Genomic DNA, 20,775 nt, shown 5'->3' with positions numbered 1-20,775 from the left:
TATTACGCTCACATATATGTAAATTTATAATTGGTATTATTGTTATTTTTGCCATAAGTCCTATTCCAGCTCTTTTTATTACACACAATTATTCTTATCAAAATGGATTTATTAGCATTTTTCAAAACTTCGCACAGCTTTCTTCTATATCAATTCCAAAGGTTGATTGGATGCATGAATCTATCTTTTTCTCAGCAAACCAAATGATACATACTTCTAATCATTCAACACCATTATTCCCTTACATATGGGAAATATATTTTATATCGATTGTTCGTTTTACTTTTACCCTTGCGATCGGATTTTTCATAAGTTTGGGTATCGGCCATTTATTTTTCAAAGTACCTAATTCGTTTAAAAAGTTTACTACTGTATTGAAATGGATTCCTTACTCTTTTTGCACTGTAGTATTACAATGTTCAGTCTTATTACTACTTCTATACATCGCACAATTTATAAACCTTCCTTACTACTCATCATTTATCATCGTATGTAGTACTTCCATGATTATCGTTATGCAAGCAGTAAAAAAATGGATTCCTTTCTTAAAAAACACAAATGAATATGAAATAAAACATGATTCTTTTCTTGTGGATACATTGTTTTTGGCGCTTACTTCGAATCATAAATCAATTTTAGGTTCCATTATTCTTTCATTCGTTTTTATGGAATGCGTTTTTCATGCAAATGGACTGTTACAATTTATCGTTCAATTTGGCGGAAATTCACCCATAATTGTTACAATCGGCTTATTACTACTCTATATCCCATATAGCATACTTTCTTTCCTTCAAACACTATGGACCACAAACTACTCCAAACAACAGTCATACACTTTGACGAGAAGTGTTCCAAAACCTTAATTTAAAATAACCCTCTATAATCTAAAAGTAGGGGGTTATTCCTTTTGTATAGCGGACAAAATAACAGCAAATTCAAAAACTATTACAGAAACATACCAATATTTACCCTTTTCCTTTGACTATTCTTTTCATTTGGATTTATTATAAAAGTATAACATAATTGCAGGAGGTGACATCTTTATTCCAAACCTTGGAATGGAGAACACGCTTGGACATATTAAATATTTTTCTCATCTTTGTACTTATTCTTATTTCTGGCTTTTTCGTTGCATCAGAATTCGCTGTTGTAAAAGTACGAAAAAGTCGAATTGACCAACTTGCAAATGAAGGTAATAAACAAGCTTTAGCTGCAAGAAGCGTCCTATCTAATTTAGATGTTTATTTATCAGCTTGTCAGCTCGGAATTACAATCACTTCTTTAGGGCTTGGTTGGCTTGGTGAACCGACTGTGGAACATATACTACGACCGCTCTTTGAAAAAATTAATATTACTGGAACAATGGCTAACACTTTATCTTTTGTTATTGCTTTTAGTGTTATTACATTTTTCCACGTTGTATTAGGTGAATTAGTTCCAAAGTCTTTCGCAATTCAAAAAGCAGAAGCAATCACACTCAAATTTGCAAGACCGCTTATTTTATTTGATAAAATTATGTACCCATTCATTTGGCTACTCAATAGTACAGCTATATTTTTCACAAAATTACTCGGATTAGAACCTGCGAAAGAAAGTGAACTTGCTCATTCTGAAGAGGAATTGCGACTCATTTTAGGTGAAAGTTTTAAAAGCGGTGAAATAAACCAAACCGAATATAAATATGTAAATAACATTTTTGAATTTGATGATCGAGTTGCAAAAGAAATTATGGTTCCTCGTACCGAAATGATTTGCTTATCTACTGAAAATACGTTAGAAGAAAATATGGATATCGTCGCTACTGAAAAATATACACGCTATCCAATTATCGAAAAAGATAAAGATGATATCATTGGGATGATCAATACGAAAGAAGTATTCCATGATCAAACGAAAGGTATTTATAAACCACTTGAATCTTATATACATCCTGTTCTAACTGTATTTGAAACAGTTCCAATTCGTAAAACGTTAGTCCATCTTCAAAAAAATCGCGTTCAGATGGCAATCGTTATGGATGAATATGGTGGTACTGCCGGACTTTTAACGATGGAAGATATTCTTGAAGAAATCATTGGAGAAATTCAAGATGAATTCGATGCGGATGAATCACCTATGATTGAAAAGCGTACACCTAAGCTTACTGTTTTAGATGGAAAGGTGCTTATTTCTGAAGTAAATGATATGTTTGGCCTACATATTGATGATAGTGATTTAGATACAATCGGAGGATGGCTTCTTTCTCAAGCAGTTGACTTAAATATTGAAACTGGCTATTCCATTGAATATGCTGGTTTTCAATTTAAAGTATTAGAACTTGATGGACATCAAGTCAAAAAAGTTGCTGTACATAAACTAGATATTAAAAAGGAGCTATAAAGTGACTGTTTTATTAACAATTTGTATCATTGCCTGTTTCGTTGTTTCATTTCTCGCCTTTATTTATCCAATTATCCCTGGCATACTAGCTGTCTGGGCTGGATATTTGATTTACCATTTCGGTATAAATGGAGGCGAATTAACAACTTCTTTTTGGATTATTCAAGTCATTTTTACTCTTTTCATTTTCGTTGCTGATTTTATTGCAAATGGATATTTCTTAAAAAAATACGGTAGTTCTAAATGGGGCGAACGTGTCGGAATGATTTCTATCATTGTCGGATCGTTCTTCTTCCCGCCATTCGGACTTATTATCATACCGTTCTTATCAGTATTTATAACAGAACTTGTGCATAAAAAAGCGCCAAAAGATGCCTTTCTAGTTGGAGTCGCTACTGTAGTTGGTTTTTTAAGCAGTACAGTAGCGAAAGCAATTCTCCAAATCATTATGATTATCATCTTCTTGTGTTATATCATCTTTTAACCATCCCGATTTCGGGATGGTTTTTTAATATGCAATACCTACTCGACTATTTTCATATATGTTTTTCTTACATAGATCCCATGCAAAGTGTGCTGTATCACCCACTGTAATTTTTGATCCACCCTCTGGCAATATATCTTTTTCAGTTCGATATACCTCTGTCGCCTCACCATCTATTAAATGTGTCGGACAAACAACTGTCCAACATAAATTATTACTATTACTTAGTACTTTATATGCAGCCAAATGATCTTCCGCTGCCGTTGTCGTTTTCCTTTTTGATTCCGTTGATTGAAAACGATATAAATTTAGATTTGTTCTTGCTTGTAAAATACCAGCTGTTCCTATTGTTATGATTCTACGAACCCCTTCTTCTTCCATTTGCTTAATGATTTGTGGCATACTCTTCCCTAATGTTCCATTTTGATCCGTTCCAAGTGCACTAATTACTATATCGCTTCCTTCTATCACTTTCTTTATATCATTTTCGTTCAATACATTACCTTCTATCACTCGTAGCCTTTCATGTTGTATTTCTATTCTATTTAAATCACGCGCTAATGCAGTCACTTCAGCTGAATCCTTTAATGCTAAATTAATTATGTTTGAACCTACTCGTCCTGTTGCTCCCAATATACATACTTTCATTTGTTTTCCCCCTCTTTCATTCTCTTTCTATTTTTCAATAATCTCAGTCAATTTACAACAAAAAAGCTTCCTCATATATGAGAGGAAGCTTTATTATTACTTTATTTCTTTTCTTTAGAATCAGTAGACTTCTCGGTTCCGCTTGTTTCTTTATCCTTTTTATCCTCTTGTTGTGTTGTTGTGTCGTCTTCTTTCTTCTTGTCCTCACCTTTACTACAACCTACCATTAATAAAGAACTTGCAAGTGCCATAGCAGTTAATGATTTAACCCATTTATTCATTTGCGTTTCCTCCTTGTGATAGAATATGTACAACCTCATATTACTCTCTATTTTTAAAGGAGAGATTGAAAAACAGTAAATATACGGTAAATTTTTGTAAATCTTCTGATAACAAATCCTAATTTTAATTTATATATTTCATTTCCAATCGATACACAATAAAACTAGTTTTTTCTCTCAATGGACGTAAAAAAACTAAGGCGCATACCATTTCGCCTTAGTTTCTCATGCAAACTTTTCATTTTCATATAGATGTGTAATCTTATATTCCTTCTTCATAACATATTGCCACACACTATAAGCGTAACGGTTCATTTTCAGGAAACAATTTTCCAAAAATGAGCGAAACTCTGGATTAGCAACTTCCACTGCAACTTGAGCAAACTTTAAAGCTAATCGTTTCAAGTGCGCAATATAACTGGTTGCAATATGAATATCCCCTGTATATTTACTAACTGTTTCCTTTTCCATTTCATGCAAATCAAACTCCGTTGTTTCACAGGTTATATGTTGCACATTCTCTCCTTCTTGAAAATTTACTTGTTCATTATATGCTTGTAACATATATGGTAAATGGTGCTGTAATAGATTTTTTAATTCTTCGTCTCTGACCTTTCCAGCATACTCTCCAACCTTGTATATTAGTATATAACTATATCTCATTAATTCTTTCATACAGTCCATTAAAGCGCCTCCCTTCTCTTTTGTCCATATACTATAAATATGATGCTAAAACATTCGCTATTCTTGCTAAAAACCAATCCCATCTACTAATTTTCTCAAAATCTTCTTCAGAAAATCGTTTTGATTTATGAAAGTCTACCTGTAATCGACTCCATACTTCATCAACAACGGTTTTATCATATATGATACAGTTAGACTCACAATTTAAATAAAAACTTCTATTATCAAAATTCGCTGTCCCAATATCAACAATTTCTCCATCAATAATTGTTACTTTCCCATGAAAAAATCCATTTCGATATTGATAAATCTCCGCTCCAGCATGTAACATATCTTTCAAATATGGATAGGCAGCTTGTTTTAACAATATGGCATCACTTTTAAATGGCACGAGAATTTTCACATTAACACCACGATTTAATGCAGCTTTTAACTCTTTCACCATTTCTTTACTTGGTACAAAATATGGTGTAGCGATAATTAAAGACTTTTTAGCCTGCTTTAATAGTGCTCCATATTTTTCCCATAAGCCTTTTCCATTTGAAAATAAATATTGATATTTCACATTCCCTAATGTAGGTATACTTTCATGTATAGGCATTTTTTCTCCTGTATCTTCTTTCCAATCTTCGGCGAACTTTCTTTCCATATCCACTGCACCCTCACCATGGATACGCACGTGATAATCACGCCATGGCCCAAACTTTGGATTTTGTCCAAGGTACTCCTTTCCGATATTAAAGCCACCGACGTATGATACCTTTCCATCTATCGTAACAATACGTCTATGATTTCGTTGATGCAAAGAATAGAACATATTTTTCAGTTTCGGTTTTTTACTAAATGTAAACTTCACACCGTTTTCTTTTAATCGGCTAATTACCTTTTTCTTCAGCTTATATCCGCCTACCCGATCGACTGACAATTTCACTTCTACTCCGCTAGATGCTTTTTTCTCTAATAACTGTAAAAACTCTTGGCTTATTTCGTCTTTTCCTACAATATAAAAATGGATATATATATACTTTTCTGCATCGTTTATATCGTCAAATAATTTTCTATATAACTCTTCACCGTTCGTATATAGTTGAAATTCACCTAATCGAACTTGTCCTAATTCATATTCACTAGCCATTTCCTTCCCCATTTCCACATCGATGTTCATCCAAATGAATACACCTATTAAACAAAGGATTATAGCGAAAAAGTGCTTCATGGATAAATTCCTTTCTCCACTTACTGTTATTTCTATATCTTCCCTTTTTTATTACATTATCATTCAAGAAAATATGTCATTGCATGATATATGTCCATATCAAACAATAGCTCATTTGCATATTGTATGTTGTATCTTAAAATAAAAGGAGGAAATAACAATGGGCTTCGCACATGGTAATGGATTTGCGCTATTAGTCGTATTATTTATCCTCTTAATCATCGTCGGTGCTGCTTGCTTCTGCTAAGTAGCTACTGTCATATGATATGTGGATGAAAAAACTATAAAAGCGGACACCTATTTTAGGTGTCCGCTTTTCATTTTAAAACCATTTCCGACTGCTATAGTAACTTAAATGGCTAAATATTCATCTCAAAAGGTTAACAATGTGGCTACTTTCTTACTCTCTGCCTTACGTATATGACGCTGTTCTGCACGTAACACAGCAATACGATGTAATTCTTTCTCTTCTTCGGTTTCAGGGATAACACGCGGTACTGGAACTGGATTATTTTCCTTACTAAGTGCCACAAAAGTAACGAATGACGTTGCCGCTATACGCTTCTCACCTGAAATTAAATCTTCAGCCACTACCTTCACAAACACTTCCATAGAAGTTCTTCCCGTCCAAATTACGAAAGATTCATAACTAACACAATCTGAAGAACGAACAGGATGTAAGAAATCGACCCAGTCCATAGATGCTGTGACACATTCCTTTCTTGAATGTCTGGATGCTGAAATAGAAGCAACCATATCCATCTCCGCTAATATCTTCCCACCAAATAGCGTGTTATGATCATTTAAATCCGTTGGGAAGACTCGGCTCGTTTTGAACACCCTTGACTCATTGGCTGTTTTCCCCTTTACTTCTGTCATTGTTATCACCCCTTTAATGATCTATCCCTAATATTTCAATAATCACTATACTAAATGAACTACACGTTTAATATTAACAACATTCAGAACTTTTAGTCCACAAAAAAGAACCGATTTTATCAATCGGCTCCTCTAAATACATATTGTTCTTTCGGCTGTTCAACTTTATTCCATTTTGTTACTTCTAATACAGGAATATTCGCATGAAACGGCTGATAAAACTCAGTAGTTATCTCTCCTTCTACTTGAATCCAGTCATCATTATTCCACTCTACGCCTTCTGGTTTTTTCACTAACATACCATACACACCAGAATCTGCTACGCAATGTATAATACCGAAACGGAATAAGAAGTATTGTTCTTTTTTAGAAGAATCATCTCTAAAAACAAACCCTTTAAAAGATAATTTTTTCCCAGTAAACTCGCCAGGATAATTATAAATTGTTTCCATACCCTTTAGGAAGTCTTCATCTTTCAAATTAATATTGTCTTTCGTAACAAACTCTTTCTTCCCTTTTTCCATTACACCGCGGTATCCTTCTTTCCCGTAATAAATACTCGTATCAGGTCTTAGAAATTGTCTTGTCATAAATGGATCCTTACTTTCTGCTTGTGCAACAGGAAAGTGAAACCCTTTCGCTTTAACAATATCCGAATCTAGCGTCGCAATTGGGAAAAATAACCCTGAGATAATTGGAAAACAAAACAATGAGTACGAAAATGCTTTTTTCCACCATGTATTCTCATCTTTTGAATGATCATGTCCGCAATGACCATGGTCACAACTACAATCATTTTTCTCTTTTTCCTTTTGGTGTTCTTTTTGGAAAACGACGATAATTTGTATAATCGTTAAGAAACCTAAAATAATTGCTGCTGTTGTTGATAAATAGGCATACTTCATATTGATATACTTCGTAATGTTACCGGAAATATGCAGTTGCGCAATTAATATTGTAAAACCTAATAATATATATGCTCGAAACATAACCTACCACCCCATCGCATAAATGAGTAGTGAGCTTGCATAAACAACAAGAGTAACTGTAACTATAACAACAATTACAAATTTCGTTTTAAATGTCGCAAGCATCATAAACATATTTTTAATATCCACCATCGGTCCGTAAACGAGGAACGCGACAAGTGAAGCTGTTGAAAACGTACTTTGGAACGAAGAAGCGATAAATGCATCTGCCTCTGAACAAAGTGATAATATATAAGCAAGTCCCATCATAACAGCTGATGAAGAAAACGGACCTTGTCCAATAGCAAGAAGTGTTGAAGTTTGTACAAACGTTTGTACCGCTGCTGCAATTAACGCACCTAGTACTAAATATTTTCCCATTGAGAAGAATTCCTCAACAGCGTGTGTACATACATCCCACATTTTTTTACGCAGTGGACGCTTATTATTCACTTCTGGGAAGTGATCATCTCTTAATTGATGTTCTTTAAACATAAAGGATAATATAATTCCAACGATAATGGCTACGATAATCGCTACAATAGAACGATACCATACCATGTGCATACTACTCCCAAAGGCAACATAAGTAGCAAATAATACAACTGGATTAATAATAGGTCCAGTTAACATAAATGCAATCCCTGCGTATGGTGGAACGCCTTTTCCAATTAATCGTCTTACAATCGGAACAATTCCACATTCACAACCTGGAAACAACATGCCTAAAAAAGTAGCTAATAAAACAGACAGAAATCGGTTCTTCGGCATCCATTTTGCCACCATATCTTCTGTCACAAACATTTGAATGAATCCTGAAATAAATACACCAATTAGCACAAACGGAAGTGCTTCGATTAATATGGAAATAAAAATTGTATTCATTTGCAGGAATGCTTTCGGTAATTGAAACAATTCCATGATGTATTTCCTCCAACTTTTCATTAACAATATGTAATTTTAACCCCATTTCATTAATTGGACAAGGTTTATATGACATACATACCCTTTATATACATTACATTGTACAAGTTATATTCTATTCAAAATTTGAGATTTCATAGCAAAAAAGCTGCTCTAGCGTAGTTATATAACTATGCTAGAGCAGCTTTCTTATCGTTAAAAGTAACGTTTCTTCCAAAAAACAAAAGCTAACGTGAAAGATAGTGTTACACATATGATGAGTACAATTACAAAACCGTGTGCTTCCCCTTCAAACGGAACCTTTACGTTCATTCCAAAGAAACTAGAAACCATCGTCGGTAAAGATAAAATGATCGTAATTGACGTTAACAGTTTCATAACACTATTTAAATTATTTGATATAACGGAGCTAAAAGTATTCATCATTCCACTTAAAATGTGACTATATATTTCCGCCATTTCAATAGCCTGTTTATTTTCAATTAATACATCTTCTAATAAATCTTGATCGTCTTCATACATTTTTAAAAATGTACTATTACGCATTAACTTTTGAATTACAATTTTATTAGCCTTTAATGACGTTGTAAAGTATACTAAACTTTTCTCAAGGCCTAACAATGTGAAAATCTCTTTATTTTTCATTGACTGATTTAATTGATGCTCTAAATCAATTGTTTTTCGATTTATTTGCTTTAAGTATCTTAAATAATAAGTAGAAATCGTATATAAGAGCTGAAGTGCAAAGCGCGTCTTCTTAAACGTATAAAATTCTTTAATACGTTGATTAATAAAACGTTCAAAAATTGGATTCTCTTCTAAGCAGATTGTAACAAAACAATCCGGCATCACAATCATACCTATTGGAATCGTGTCATAAATCGAATTTCCTTCTTCGTCATGTCTAACTGTCGGAATATCCACGATAATTAAAGTATTATTGTCTTCCTTTTCAATACGAGAGCGTTCTTCATCATCCAAAGGGTCTTTAATGAAATCTAAGTCTACATTTAAAGTTTGTACTAGATATTGAATTTCTTCTTCTGTTGGATGAAGTACATTAATCCAGCACCCCTTTTGCATTTCCTCAATCTCTTGTAGTTTTCCGTTTCGGTCTGTTAAATATATATTTAACATACTATCACCCCGATTCTTTTTACATGTAGGAATCTACCTCTCTTAAATCACAGTTTTTAAACCGCCATTCTCAGCATATGAAACATACGTTTAAATTTCAATAGAAAAATTATTTTGAAAACGTTTTTATAAGAAAAATATTATAAAGTGAAACTTTAATCAGTGGGAGCTTCATCCCCCCCACTGATTTTCAGCCCTCACCAATCGGGCTTTTACGGACTGCCCGCCCCCAACCAAACTTCTTTTCTTTCGCTGAATTTTGAGATGAGGATCTTACTGCCCGTTAGAGCGGGATAAACATAGAAAAAGACAGAGTGCTCTCTGCCTTAAAAGCTTATGTTGCCTTTATAACATATTTAGAAAGCATCCACAAGTTAAACCCGACTGAAATCGTATAGCCCGCGTATGTTGAAATGATAAAACTTACATAATCGAAATACGGAAGCAATACAATATTTAAAACTATCTTCACAATAATTCCAATCACTAGTCCTAGCACCGTCTTCTGCTGTTGATTGATTCCTTGTAGCATAGCAGCCGTTACTGTAAAAAGAGAAAATAGTATGCAAGCAGGAGCATAATACTGTAAAATGATTCTCCCCATCTCTGGATCATTTCCAGCACCAAATAAAAGGGTATATACAGGCTTGGCTAACACCATCATTCCAATTGCCGCCGGTACCGTAATCGCTACTACTAATACATTTGTTCTCGTAAAATGTTTGTACAATAGCTTCGTATTTCCTGCTGTATAAGCTTTCGTCATCTCTGGTACGAGAGACATACTAAAAGCTGTCGCAACGGATACCGGGATAAGCACAACCATTTGAACAAGGCCAATTATCGCATTAATTTTTTCCGCTTCGCCTTGCATATACCCTATCTGTATAAGTAGTTTATTAATTGTAAATGTATCAATCGTCTGATACAACGGAATTGCTAAGCCTACTACAACAAAAGGAATAGAATATGTAAAGAGCTCCTTATAAAGTGAGAAAAAAGATTTCGTTGTTTGTGGTATACTTGCCATTTCTTTTTTCTTTAAGTGCCTTCTCCTTCTCATATAATACGCACTTAAAACAGTTAATCCACCTACAGCTCCCATAAAGGCACCGAACGTTGAAATACCAACTGCTAGTGAAACAGAAGCTTTTAAAACATATAAAACGACAAAGCTTCCTATTAAAATGGTTAAAACACGAAAAAATTGCTCTACAACTACACTTAATGCAGAAGGCCCCATCGATTGGAATCCTTGAAAGAAGCCCCTTAATAAACTCATTACTGGCACAAGTATTAACGCAAAACTTACAATTCGAATATTAGTAGTAACCGCTCCTACACTATTCCCCGTTTGATCATTCCCATCGATGACAAGTTTAGCTAAATGCGGAGCTAGCATATATAACGTAAAACACGAAATGACTCCCATTATAAACATAAACACGATTCCACTTTTCAACACTCTCTTAACCGTATGATAATCATTCAGTTGATCATATTTTGATACCATCTTTGAAACAGCTAGCGGTAATCCCATTGTTGCTATGCTGAGCATGATGGTATAAGGACGATATGCGTATGTGTATAGAACGTAACCACTCGTACCGACCATCGCTGTAAATGGTATAACATATATAAACCCTAACATTTTTGATATCATCGTTGCCATCGTTAAAAATATCGTTCCACGTATAAACGGTGACCCTTTCATCACATTCCTCCGCTACGCTTTATTATTACACATTATGGACAACTCCTTTTCTTTAGAACCGAAACAAATAAAAAAGCCAATGAAAAATCATTGACTTTAACGCGCTGCTTTTTTCTTTTTGAAATACTTTAAACCAAAGTATAGAGCAATAAAAAGAACAGCTCCTATAATTATGTAATGTGTGTAATCAGATGCATACTCTTTAATTTGTCGCCAATTCCCACCAAGTTTTTCACCTAAGTATATAAATAGAATTGACCATGGAATGATCGCTACAACCGTATAAAGTGTAAATAGTTTTAATGGCATCTTAGCTAGTCCTGCTGGAATAGAGATCGCATGACGTACTACTGGGATAAAGCGCGCAGAAAATATTACGCCTGCTCCATAACGCTTAAACCAACCTTCCGCTATGTCTAAATGATGTTTATTAATAAGTAGATATTTCCCATATTTCTCTACAACCGGACGCCCTCCGTAGTATCCAAGCCAGTATAAAAAGATTTGCGCTAAAGTACCACCAATCGTTCCGGCGATAACTGCACCCACAAAACTAATTTTACCATTCGCTACTAAAAAGCCAGCATACGAAAGTACAATTTCACTCGGGATTACTTCAATCATTAAAGCAAGAGCTACTCCAAAGTAACCTAAGCTTGCAAAAAATTGCAATAACTGATCTATTATGTTTGCTAACATGTTCTTTTTTATCTCCTTTTTTCTTCACATACCATCCCATTATTACATAAAGGCTGCAATCTGCCAATATCTTCATTTTAACAATATGTACAATTCAAGCAGGATTAATCTATTAATTTCTCTTTCTGCAGGTCTTTCATGTAGGCAAACATCTCTTTAATTTGGTCTTCTGTATTTCTAGCAATTGATAAATTAGGCAATTCATTTTCACCAAAAAACTCCACCTCTTCTGTTTCAATGCTAGTTTTCTTTTCTCCACCAATAATCTCACATCCAATGAAAATCTTATATACATGCGTCGCCGATGGAGATGGTTGATGTTTTTCTTTATCAAATATAGCTAGTAACTTAAAATGATCTACCTCATAACCAGTCTCTTCGAAAACTTCTTTTGCTGCAACTTCGGTTGGCGTATAACCGACATCAGCCCATCCACCTGGCAATGCCCATTTCCCATCGCTTTTTTCTTTCACAAATAATAACTTTTCATTTTGAAAAACAACAGCTCTTATATCAACTTTAGGTGTTTGATAGCCTGTCTCACTTGCAAATAATTTCTCTACGACTTCCCAATCTGTTTTCGTGTAATGTGACATCATTGAAATAGAAATATCTCGTAATTGCTGGAAACGCTCAATATCATACACATCCTTAGAATACGTTAAACCCGCTTGAGCTATAGATTGTATTTGTTTTACCCAATCAATCCATTTAATCGTCATATATCCGCATCCCCATTCTCTATCAAATATATTACTTCATTTTCATTGATACATCTTTATTATACAAAAAAAAGAGATTGATAACGTTTCAATCTCTTTCAAAATTAATCCAATTCATGTAAGTGGTCTTGTATATACTTTCTTCTCTTATTTATATATTCATAAATCATATCAGCCTCTTGATCAAATGTTTCTAATTTTTCTTTCATGTATGGATCTTGTAGTAAATATGGACGAATCAATTCACACAACCCTTCTACTTTCGGCCTCATAAACGAAACTGTAAATTGATCTTCTAATATTTCTTCTAAAATACTTCGATACTGCTTTCTAAATACAGGTATGTCTAGCAATCTTGCACTCAACGTATTATACCCTTGAATGCGAATATATTCATGATTAAGCGGTCTCCCTTGTACATCTCGCCCCCAAGTCGCATCATAATCCCACGGTATAACTTCAAATAAATTTGTTTCATCGTTATGATATAGTGCATAGTTATGAACAAAACCATCAAAGTTTTGCGTAAAAATAACTCCTGCTAACCATCGTAAATATTTATCTACATGTAGAAACTTCCCAATTTCTTTTTCATAGGCTTCCCTCGTCAAAGTATTCGCTTGAAATACAAATTCACTCAGTTGTTCTTCACTATTTTTATTCGAATATTTAAATTCATAACCCGCAAAGAGCTCTGTCTTAACATCTTTATCTCGTTCACTCATTAATGAAAAATTCGCATCATCATCTATCGCATAATAAATAGAACCACTCGGTAATCCTCTATTTTTTAAAAAATTTTCATCAACCGATTCTAACTGTAAGTACACACCTTGAATTTGACCATTAATTTTTATAAATACATGTTGTGATTTTGGCGAAAGTACACCAATATCATGAAAAAAATCTAAAGATAATTTATTTCTTATGAGAGACGGATCCATAAACTCCGAATTCAAATGAAACTCTTTCGCACCTTGAAATTTTTTAGGCTTATAAAACATAACATGATAAGACTTTTTCTCAAATTCCCGAATATGAGCTCCTCGGTATACGATATCAATATCATACTTCTTTTTTCCATAAGTTAATTTTGCTGGCACTGGACTATCTGACCAAATGTCCTTTTTCAATTCCACTAAGTACATTGGATGAACAAAAAAATCATATGAAGGCAGCATGTTTTCTCATCCCTTCTCAGTTCTCTTCATTCAATGTATGCGCCTTGTCTTGTCCATACATCCGCAATCATCTATTTATATAAAATTACACTCTTGTCCTGTTCAGAAAGATGCCTACATACATATCATGTTAAGGAAAAAGAATACCTTTTCACTTTAATACATGATAAGGAGGATTTCTATGAAACGTGATATTAGAAAAGCTGTTGAAGAAATCAAAAGTGCTGGGATGGAGGATTTCTTACACCAAGATCCAAGTACATTTGAGTGCGATGATGATAAATTCACTCATCATCATTGTACAACTGGATGTAAATGTACAACTGGGGGTAAATGTCCTAGAACAAGATGTACTCGCGTGAAACATTGTACGTTCGTTACAAAATGTACGCATGTAAAAAAATGGACATTTGTTACGAAATGTACACGTGTACGTGTTCAAAAATGGACGTTCGTTACGAAAGTAACGCGTAGAAAAGAATGCGTATTAGTTACAAAACGTACTCGCAGAAAACATTGTACATTCATTACAAAATGCATACGCTTTGAAAAGAAATTTTTCTGGACAAAACGAAGTTTCTGTAAAAAATGCGAATTCTTCCCTAACAGACACGGTCACTCTTGCGATGATTCATGTGATCATGGTAAAGACTGTCACGATAGCGGACACAAATGGAATGATTGCAAAGGCGGACATAAATTCCCATCTTGCAAAAATAAGAAATTCGATCACTTCTGGTATAAAAAACGTAACTGCTAGTTTTTATACCACCCAAAAAAGGCCGTTTTGCGGCCTTTTTTACATTTATTGAAAGTGACTTATATCTGCAAATTGTTTCACTTTACCAATACCCTCTTCAAATTCTATTATGCTCAAACTGGCACTATGCATAAATGGATCATCCCACACATTTTCTATTTCAATTCCCGCGAAATGCCCTACAAGTAATTTTGCTGCTGCCGCATGAGAAACAATCAATATGTTTTGTCCTTTATGCTTCTCTAAAAGAAGCTGCATCCCTTCAATTACTCTTTCATAAACGGCCTCAAAATTTTCGCCTGATGTTGACTGAAAAAGATTTGGCTCATTCCAAAACAGATGTACTTCTTCTGGAAATTGCTTTTCTATATCCGCGATTGTTTGTCCTTCCCATATACCCATGTTGATTTCATAGAAATGCTCATCCGCTATAATAGGTATATCACGTTCCCCCTTTATTAACTCTGCCGTATGAAGTGTTCTTTCGCTCGGACTACTATAAATCGCATGGATTGGTAAATCTTTCATTCGATTCCCTAATTGTTTCGCCTGAACTATACCATTTTCAGTTAAAGCAGAATTTTTCCGTCCCTGCATTCGCTTCGCTACATTCCACTCTGTTTCACCATGCCTTGTTACATATATAGTTGTTTTCATTTCTTACTCCCCCTCACCATGTTGGTCGTAATTCCCACGGTTCAACTCTCCCTACAATCCACTCCGCTCGTTTACTTTCAATCCCTTTTATAACTCCATCAGCTATCTCTTCATGAGTAAGCCATCTTCCATATGTATCTTCTAAAATAAAACCTAAAATAATTCTATGATAAATACATCGCGTACTCCCTATTTTTTGTGCAGGCATACGTGATGCTTTACTACCTAAAATATGAAATAAACTATATGTTTTAGACGACAAATCTAGTTCTTTACAAATATTTGATAGTGCATGCTTTGCACTTGTGTGTACCCATGCAACAACTAATGTGATCGGGCCATTTTTCTTAATTGTACTTTTAATAGCTAGCTTTACATCTTCATCATTATGATAATCTAACGAAAGGCATGTAATATTTTCTGGTGCAGAACTCATTCGCTTAACATTTTCTAATTTCACTTCATCTCGCCCGATAATAGAAACATAAAATCCTTTCTCACAAAGCCACATAGAAACTTTCTTTAGCATTCCTGTTCCACCAATTACAAGTGCATGCAAATGCTATCCCTCCCTAATAAAATGTCATATGAGGTTTCTCATCTCTATAATAATTTAAACGGTCTTGCAGTGTCCCTGAGTGAAACTCAAATTTATGACCGTCAGGATCAACAAAGTATATAGATTCGCAATCTCTTACATCACGTTCTCTTCCTTGTAAAATATGAACATCATTTTCTTCTAATCGCTGTATTAGACATTTAAAGTCTTCTTGTTCAACAGAAAATGCAATGTGCGTATAAGATTGATGAATCTCATTTCTCGGAATATGCGTCTCTTCATTAAGCGCTATCCATACTCCACATATGTTAAAATAAGCTAATTTTCTTCCTTTAACTAATAATTCTCCTTCTAATACTTTTTCATAAAACATAATAGAGTTTTCTAAATTAGATACCGAAAAACAAATATGATTGATTCCTCTTAACAACTATAATTCCTCCTTATACAAATAAAAGATGAGCGAAAATTCACTCATCTTTTATTATACTATTTTTTTGTAATATATGCCCATTTATAACTGAAGTCCCCGCCAAACGTATGGTTAGCAATGCCTTTTACAAATGGCTTCTCTAAATAAGCTGTACTTTGTTGGTACGTAGGAGAAATTGCTGCGTCTTGACCAATTAAGATTTTTTCAGCTTCCGCAAGTGCATTCCAGCGTGCTTTATCATCTTTTAATAGCTCTCCTTTTGATTTCGCTACTAAATCATCATACTTCGGATTAGAATAATCCATTTCATTAAATGAGCTTCCAGTAACAAACATATCAATATAAGTCATTGGATCCGGATAATCAGGGCTCCATGCAGATAATGAGAATTCATATTGGAATTTCTTTTCTAAATCTAGCTTCTGCTTGTATGGTTGCTGTTTCAAATTCACTTTAATACCAGGCAAGTTTTTCTCTAGTTCTTCCTTAATAAAGTCGCCTACTTTTTTACGGCTACCGTTATCATCGTTTAGTAATTCAACCGTAATTGTATCTTGACCAAGCTCTTTCTTCGCTTCTTCCCATAATTTTTTTGCTTTCTCTGCGTTATCTTTACTATCACGGAAGTTTTTATTTACAGAGCGGAAATCTTTTCCATCCGGACCTGTCGTGAATTTTTCAGGTACTAAGAAATATGCTGGCAATGAACCGTCATTTAAAATGACATCAGCAATTCCTTTTTTATCGTATGCTAAATCAATCGCTTCACGTACTTTTTGGTTTTTAAATGTTGCATTTTTTTGGTTAAAACGTAAGAAATATATGCGCGGGTCTAACTTCGTTTTAAATTCATCTGGTTTATTCTTTTTATATTTATCAACAAATTCAGAAGTTAAAATAACTCGATCTGCTTGATCACTATCATATAAATTTACTCCCGTGCTTGTTTCCTTCACAATACTTACATTAATTTCGTCTAACTTTACAGTATCTTTATCCCAATAATTAGGATTTTTCTTTAACTGATAATTTTGTTCATGTTTCCATTGACTCATTGTAAATGGTCCATTATATACTAATTTATCTGCTTCTAATCCGTATTTATCTCCTTGCTCTTTCACATATTTTTCATTTAATGGGAAAAATGTAGGGAACGACGTAAGCTCAAGAAAATAAGGTGCTGGTTGCTCTAATTCTACTACCAACGTTTTATCATCCTTCGCTTTAACACCCAATTGATCTGCTGGTAATTCACCTTTATTTACTTTCTGTGCATTTTTCACATCAAATAAAATGAATGCATATTCTGCCGCTATTGCTTTATCTAATGTACGTTGCCATGCATATACAAAATCTTGTGCTCGAACTGGATCACCATTTGACCATTTCGCATCACGTAATTCAAATGTATATGTCTTTTTATCTTCACTAATCTTCACATCTTTTGCCATACCTGGTGTTGGTTTATTATCTTTATCTAGACGATATAAACCTTCCATTGCATTTACAAATACACGGAAAGATACAGAATCCGTTGATTTAGATGTATCCATTGAAGGAATTTCAGCTGTTTCTAGCAAATTTAAAACTTGTTTATCGGCCATTCCCTTATTCGATTCTTTCTTCGTTGTCGAAGCCTTCTCACCATTCCCACATCCTGCAACCAATACACTCGTCGTTAACGCAAGTGCAGCAATTGTTGTTGTCTTTCTCTTCATTCTTCCTTCCCCCAATCTATATGTATAAGTTAAATCCTATATAATATATTTCATTATACAAAAGATTCTGATTATTTTAAATATTTATTTTAACAAACATAGAAAAAAGCGATCGGAAATTTCTTTCCAGCCGCTCTCTTGAATAGCATTTACTTGTAATCCATCCTCTATATCAAATGGATTTTGAACTTTAAATATTTCTTCCATCAGCTTCAAAAACTCTTCTTCAGTTTTAGATTCACCATTAACCATAAATGAGTATGGTTCCACTTCACCTAATTTATAATCGACAACAAATTGAATCTTCACCTTTTGTCTTGGCGTTCCGGTGTTATATCCTTGGAATTCTACTAATTCTAACCCTTCCGTTCCACGATAATATATCCAACCTGAATTTTGAAAATAATTTTCGAAAGATTCACCTATTGAAAAGAAAGGATATTCATAAAGCGAGCTTGTACGAACCTTTTGAATAACGTCTCGATCAGTCGGAAAAAAGAAATGACTAAAAAATATACTAGCAACTGCTAAAATAGTAACAATTGTCGCTCCCATTTTGCTCGTTCCGCCGCTATCATTGATTAGATAGTTTTCAACTGATTTATCTTTTATTTCTCTTGCTTTTATTCGGTATATACGTCTTTCCGCAAATTGATAGTATAATCCATTTGCAAAAATCCCCATTCCAAACAGAATAAAAATGAGTAATAAAAACGTAAGAGGCACCATATTAATGATTGGCAACGCTACATTAAATCCCATATAATACGAAAATGCATCACACGCTACTAATAACAACATAAATAAAGCAGCTGGTACATAATACTTACGATATCCTAGCCAGCCTATATTGAAAATAGCAGCCCAACCATTCCAACTCCACCTAGCAATCCGCTTATTCTCAAGTTCCCATTTCCTTTTGTAATACGGATATTGTCTCCCTACATATACTTCTAGTTCTTTATCTATTAACGAGCTACCTTCCTCTTGTTCATTATCCAAGTTTCGCTGACAACTTGCACAATTTAACTGTTCCTCCTCGCAAGGTTGCCCACAATTTATACATTTCAAAACAATCCCTCTTCCCATCCATACGTCATTTCAAAATACCTTCGTGTTTTAATAACCACTCTTTCCTCCATAAACCACCAGCATATCCAACAAGCTTTCCACTCTTTCCTATTACACGGTGACATGGAACAATTATTGAAATTGGATTCCGACTATTTGCCCCTCCTATTGCCCGTACAGCTTTTGTATTTCCAACTTTCTCTGCAATATCTAAATATGAAGCACTTACGCCGTATGGAATAGTATAAAGTGCATCCCATACATTTTTTTGAAATGCTGTTCCCTCCGCAGACAGCGGGACCGTAAACTCTTTTCTTTTCCCTTTAAAATATTCATCTAACTCATTTATACATTGTTCTATCATTTCATTTTTATTTTCTTCTTGTCGTTCATCAACAAATATAACAGACGTAATTCCTTCTTGATTCGCTGTAATTTCAAGCAAACCTACTTCGCTTTCATAATAAGCCTGGTACATATGCCATCCTCCAATTCAGTTCATATTAGTCATTGTAACACGAATATACAAAATTTTTCGTATAAGCGTTTTATTAGAGAAACAAAAAAGAGAATGATACAATGTAAGAAAATTCAATCTAGGAGGCTATTGGATGAATTCCGAACTTTTTTCACCTTATACAATTAAGGACGTTACATTAAAAAACCGGATTGTTATGTCACCTATGTGCATGTATTCATCGGAAAACGGGGATGGCCAAGTAACGAATTTCCATCTCATTCATTATGGAACAAGAGCTGCCGGTCAAGTTGGTTTAGTTATGATTGAAGCAACAGCCGTGTTACCTGAAGGTCGAATTTCAAATAAAGACTTAGGCATTTGGAATGACAACCTAATTGAAGGCTTACATAAAACGACTACTTTTATACATGATAATGGTGCAAAAGCTGCCATTCAACTCGCTCACGCCGGAAGAAAAGCAGAATTAGAAACAGATGCGTTAGCTCCTTCAGCCATTCCATTTAATGAAACAATGAAAATGCCAATAGAAATGAGCAAACACCAAATTAAAGATACTGTATTAGCTTTTCAGCAAGCTGCAGTACGATCAAAACAAGCTGGATTTGATGTTATTGAAATACACGGTGCTCACGGTTATCTTATTAATGAATTTCTTTCTCCGCTTTCCAATAAGCGGACTGATGAATATGGTGGTTCACCTGAAAACCGCTATCGTTTCTTACGCGAAATCATCGACTCTGTAAATGAAGTTTGGGACGGACCGTTATTTGTCCGTATTTCAGCAAATGATTATCATCCTGACGGGCTAACAGTTCAAGATTACGTTCAGTATACAAAGTGGATGAAAGAACAGGGAATAGATTTAATCGATTGTAGTTCTGGCGCAGTTGTACCAGCACATATTGATGTGTATCCTGGTTATCAAGTACAATATGCTAAACATATTAAAGAGCATGCTAACATTGCAACTGGTGCAGTTGGATTAATTACGACCGGAGTACAAGCAGAGCAAATTTTAAATAATAACGAAGCAGATTTAATTTTTATCGGACGTGAATTACTTCGCAATCCGTATTTTCCGAGAATAGCGGCCAATGAACTTGGCTTTGAATTGCAAGAACCTCACCAATATAAGCGAGCACCAGGAAAAATTCATACGAATAAATAAAACCGAGAAGTC

The 20,775-nt window shown here is 34.3% G+C and carries 24 protein-coding genes; 6 read left to right on the top strand and 18 right to left on the bottom strand.

Features of this window, described 5'->3' with window-relative positions; genetic code table 11:
- The 3 genes from ACQGSG_RS12990 to ACQGSG_RS12980 all read left to right on the top strand — a co-directional run.
- Positions 1-863, top strand: an 863-nt coding sequence (locus ACQGSG_RS12990) for a hypothetical protein (protein WP_426947477.1), incomplete at its 5' end; no start/stop codon positions are given.
- Between the two features lie 208 nt (positions 864-1,071).
- Positions 1,072-2,379, top strand: coding sequence for a hemolysin family protein (locus ACQGSG_RS12985; RefSeq protein WP_065705050.1), 1,308 nt, complete (start codon positions 1,072-1,074; stop codon positions 2,377-2,379).
- A 1-nt stretch (position 2,380) separates the two neighbouring features.
- Positions 2,381-2,863, top strand: coding sequence for a DUF456 domain-containing protein (locus ACQGSG_RS12980; RefSeq protein ID WP_000217338.1), 483 nt, complete (start codon positions 2,381-2,383; stop codon positions 2,861-2,863).
- A 24-nt stretch (positions 2,864-2,887) separates the two neighbouring features.
- On the opposite strand, the gene ACQGSG_RS12975 is transcribed toward ACQGSG_RS12980, so the two are convergent.
- From ACQGSG_RS12975 to cls, 4 genes are all read right to left on the bottom strand, one after another.
- On the bottom strand, positions 2,888-3,511 hold the full coding sequence (locus ACQGSG_RS12975) for an NAD(P)-dependent oxidoreductase (RefSeq protein WP_000861653.1): 624 nt from the start codon (positions 3,509-3,511) through the stop codon (positions 2,888-2,890).
- A gap of 101 nt (positions 3,512-3,612) precedes the next feature.
- Positions 3,613-3,792, bottom strand: coding sequence for a hypothetical protein (locus ACQGSG_RS12970; RefSeq protein ID WP_001045960.1), 180 nt, complete (start codon positions 3,790-3,792; stop codon positions 3,613-3,615).
- Positions 3,793-4,017: 225 nt separating this feature from the next.
- Positions 4,018-4,476 carry a spore coat protein gene (locus tag ACQGSG_RS12965; protein WP_000340535.1) on the bottom strand — a complete coding sequence of 153 codons (459 nt, stop codon included), beginning with the start codon at positions 4,474-4,476 and terminating at the stop codon, positions 4,018-4,020.
- A 31-nt stretch (positions 4,477-4,507) separates the two neighbouring features.
- Positions 4,508-5,692, bottom strand: a complete 1,185-nt coding sequence (cls, locus tag ACQGSG_RS12960) for a cardiolipin synthase (protein WP_141403599.1) — start codon at positions 5,690-5,692, stop codon at positions 4,508-4,510.
- 160 nt (positions 5,693-5,852) lie between these two features.
- Here cls and ACQGSG_RS12955 point away from each other — a divergent pair, with 160 nt between their 5' ends.
- Positions 5,853-5,939, top strand: a complete 87-nt coding sequence (locus ACQGSG_RS12955; RefSeq protein ID WP_000505094.1) for a YjcZ family sporulation protein — start codon at positions 5,853-5,855, stop codon at positions 5,937-5,939.
- A gap of 125 nt (positions 5,940-6,064) precedes the next feature.
- Here the strand turns inward: ACQGSG_RS12955 and ACQGSG_RS12950 are convergent, their stop codons facing one another.
- The 8 genes from ACQGSG_RS12950 to cotH form a co-directional block, all read right to left on the bottom strand.
- A complete protein-coding gene (locus ACQGSG_RS12950) occupies positions 6,065-6,571 on the bottom strand; it encodes an acyl-CoA thioesterase (protein WP_000141164.1) in 507 nt (168 codons plus the stop codon).
- A 119-nt stretch (positions 6,572-6,690) separates the two neighbouring features.
- The gene (locus ACQGSG_RS12945) at positions 6,691-7,560 is read right to left on the bottom strand and encodes a TIGR03943 family putative permease subunit (protein WP_084064636.1); all 870 of its coding nucleotides are present in this window, start codon (positions 7,558-7,560) and stop codon (positions 6,691-6,693) included.
- A 3-nt stretch (positions 7,561-7,563) separates the two neighbouring features.
- Positions 7,564-8,460, bottom strand: coding sequence for a permease (locus ACQGSG_RS12940; RefSeq protein ID WP_000418716.1), 897 nt, complete (start codon positions 8,458-8,460; stop codon positions 7,564-7,566).
- A gap of 198 nt (positions 8,461-8,658) precedes the next feature.
- On the bottom strand, positions 8,659-9,600 hold the full coding sequence (locus tag ACQGSG_RS12935; protein WP_000932389.1) for a magnesium transporter CorA family protein: 942 nt from the start codon (positions 9,598-9,600) through the stop codon (positions 8,659-8,661).
- Between the two features lie 334 nt (positions 9,601-9,934).
- On the bottom strand, positions 9,935-11,314 hold the full coding sequence (locus ACQGSG_RS12930) for a putative polysaccharide biosynthesis protein (protein WP_000678847.1): 1,380 nt from the start codon (positions 11,312-11,314) through the stop codon (positions 9,935-9,937).
- 96 nt (positions 11,315-11,410) lie between these two features.
- On the bottom strand, positions 11,411-12,013 hold the full coding sequence (locus ACQGSG_RS12925) for a DedA family protein (RefSeq protein WP_000880691.1): 603 nt from the start codon (positions 12,011-12,013) through the stop codon (positions 11,411-11,413).
- Positions 12,014-12,117: 104 nt separating this feature from the next.
- Positions 12,118-12,735 (bottom strand): NUDIX hydrolase, encoded by a 618-nt coding sequence (locus ACQGSG_RS12920; RefSeq protein WP_325842646.1) that lies wholly within the window; start codon positions 12,733-12,735, stop codon positions 12,118-12,120.
- Positions 12,736-12,839: 104 nt separating this feature from the next.
- Positions 12,840-13,916 (bottom strand): spore coat protein CotH, encoded by a 1,077-nt coding sequence (gene cotH, locus ACQGSG_RS12915; RefSeq protein ID WP_000937999.1) that lies wholly within the window; start codon positions 13,914-13,916, stop codon positions 12,840-12,842.
- A gap of 181 nt (positions 13,917-14,097) precedes the next feature.
- On the opposite strand from cotH, the gene exsB reads away from it, so the two are divergent.
- A complete protein-coding gene (gene exsB, locus ACQGSG_RS12910; protein ID WP_000817498.1) occupies positions 14,098-14,676 on the top strand; it encodes an exosporium protein ExsB in 579 nt (192 codons plus the stop codon).
- Positions 14,677-14,721: 45 nt separating this feature from the next.
- On the opposite strand, the gene ACQGSG_RS12905 is transcribed toward exsB, so the two are convergent.
- From ACQGSG_RS12905 to ACQGSG_RS12880, 6 genes are all read right to left on the bottom strand, one after another.
- Positions 14,722-15,333 carry a phosphoserine phosphatase 1 gene (locus ACQGSG_RS12905; RefSeq protein WP_325842647.1) on the bottom strand — a complete coding sequence of 204 codons (612 nt, stop codon included), beginning with the start codon at positions 15,331-15,333 and terminating at the stop codon, positions 14,722-14,724.
- Between the two features lie 13 nt (positions 15,334-15,346).
- Positions 15,347-15,892, bottom strand: a complete 546-nt coding sequence (locus ACQGSG_RS12900) for a short-chain dehydrogenase (RefSeq protein ID WP_000543118.1) — start codon at positions 15,890-15,892, stop codon at positions 15,347-15,349.
- Between the two features lie 13 nt (positions 15,893-15,905).
- Positions 15,906-16,322, bottom strand: coding sequence for a FosBx1 family fosfomycin resistance bacillithiol transferase (gene fosB, locus ACQGSG_RS12895; protein ID WP_000943769.1), 417 nt, complete (start codon positions 16,320-16,322; stop codon positions 15,906-15,908).
- 59 nt (positions 16,323-16,381) lie between these two features.
- Positions 16,382-18,043: a peptide ABC transporter substrate-binding protein gene (locus ACQGSG_RS12890; RefSeq protein WP_000824273.1), complete on the bottom strand. Its 1,662-nt coding sequence runs from the start codon at positions 18,041-18,043 to the stop codon at positions 16,382-16,384.
- Positions 18,044-18,127: 84 nt separating this feature from the next.
- Positions 18,128-19,132, bottom strand: a complete 1,005-nt coding sequence (locus tag ACQGSG_RS12885; protein ID WP_002061181.1) for a DUF2628 domain-containing protein — start codon at positions 19,130-19,132, stop codon at positions 18,128-18,130.
- A gap of 7 nt (positions 19,133-19,139) precedes the next feature.
- Positions 19,140-19,592: a methylated-DNA--[protein]-cysteine S-methyltransferase gene (locus ACQGSG_RS12880; RefSeq protein ID WP_000283913.1), complete on the bottom strand. Its 453-nt coding sequence runs from the start codon at positions 19,590-19,592 to the stop codon at positions 19,140-19,142.
- A 133-nt stretch (positions 19,593-19,725) separates the two neighbouring features.
- Here ACQGSG_RS12880 and namA point away from each other — a divergent pair, with 133 nt between their 5' ends.
- A complete protein-coding gene (gene namA / locus ACQGSG_RS12875) occupies positions 19,726-20,763 on the top strand; it encodes an NADPH dehydrogenase NamA (protein ID WP_325842649.1) in 1,038 nt (345 codons plus the stop codon).
- Positions 20,764-20,775 lie beyond the last annotated feature (12 nt).

It is taken from the genome of Bacillus sp. GMa5/1 (assembly GCF_050172015.1).
Taxonomy (GTDB): domain Bacteria; phylum Bacillota; class Bacilli; order Bacillales; family Bacillaceae_G; genus Bacillus_A; species Bacillus_A cereus.
The sequence above is the reverse complement of the archived record's forward strand: the minus strand, read 5'-3'. Positions and strand labels throughout refer to the sequence as shown.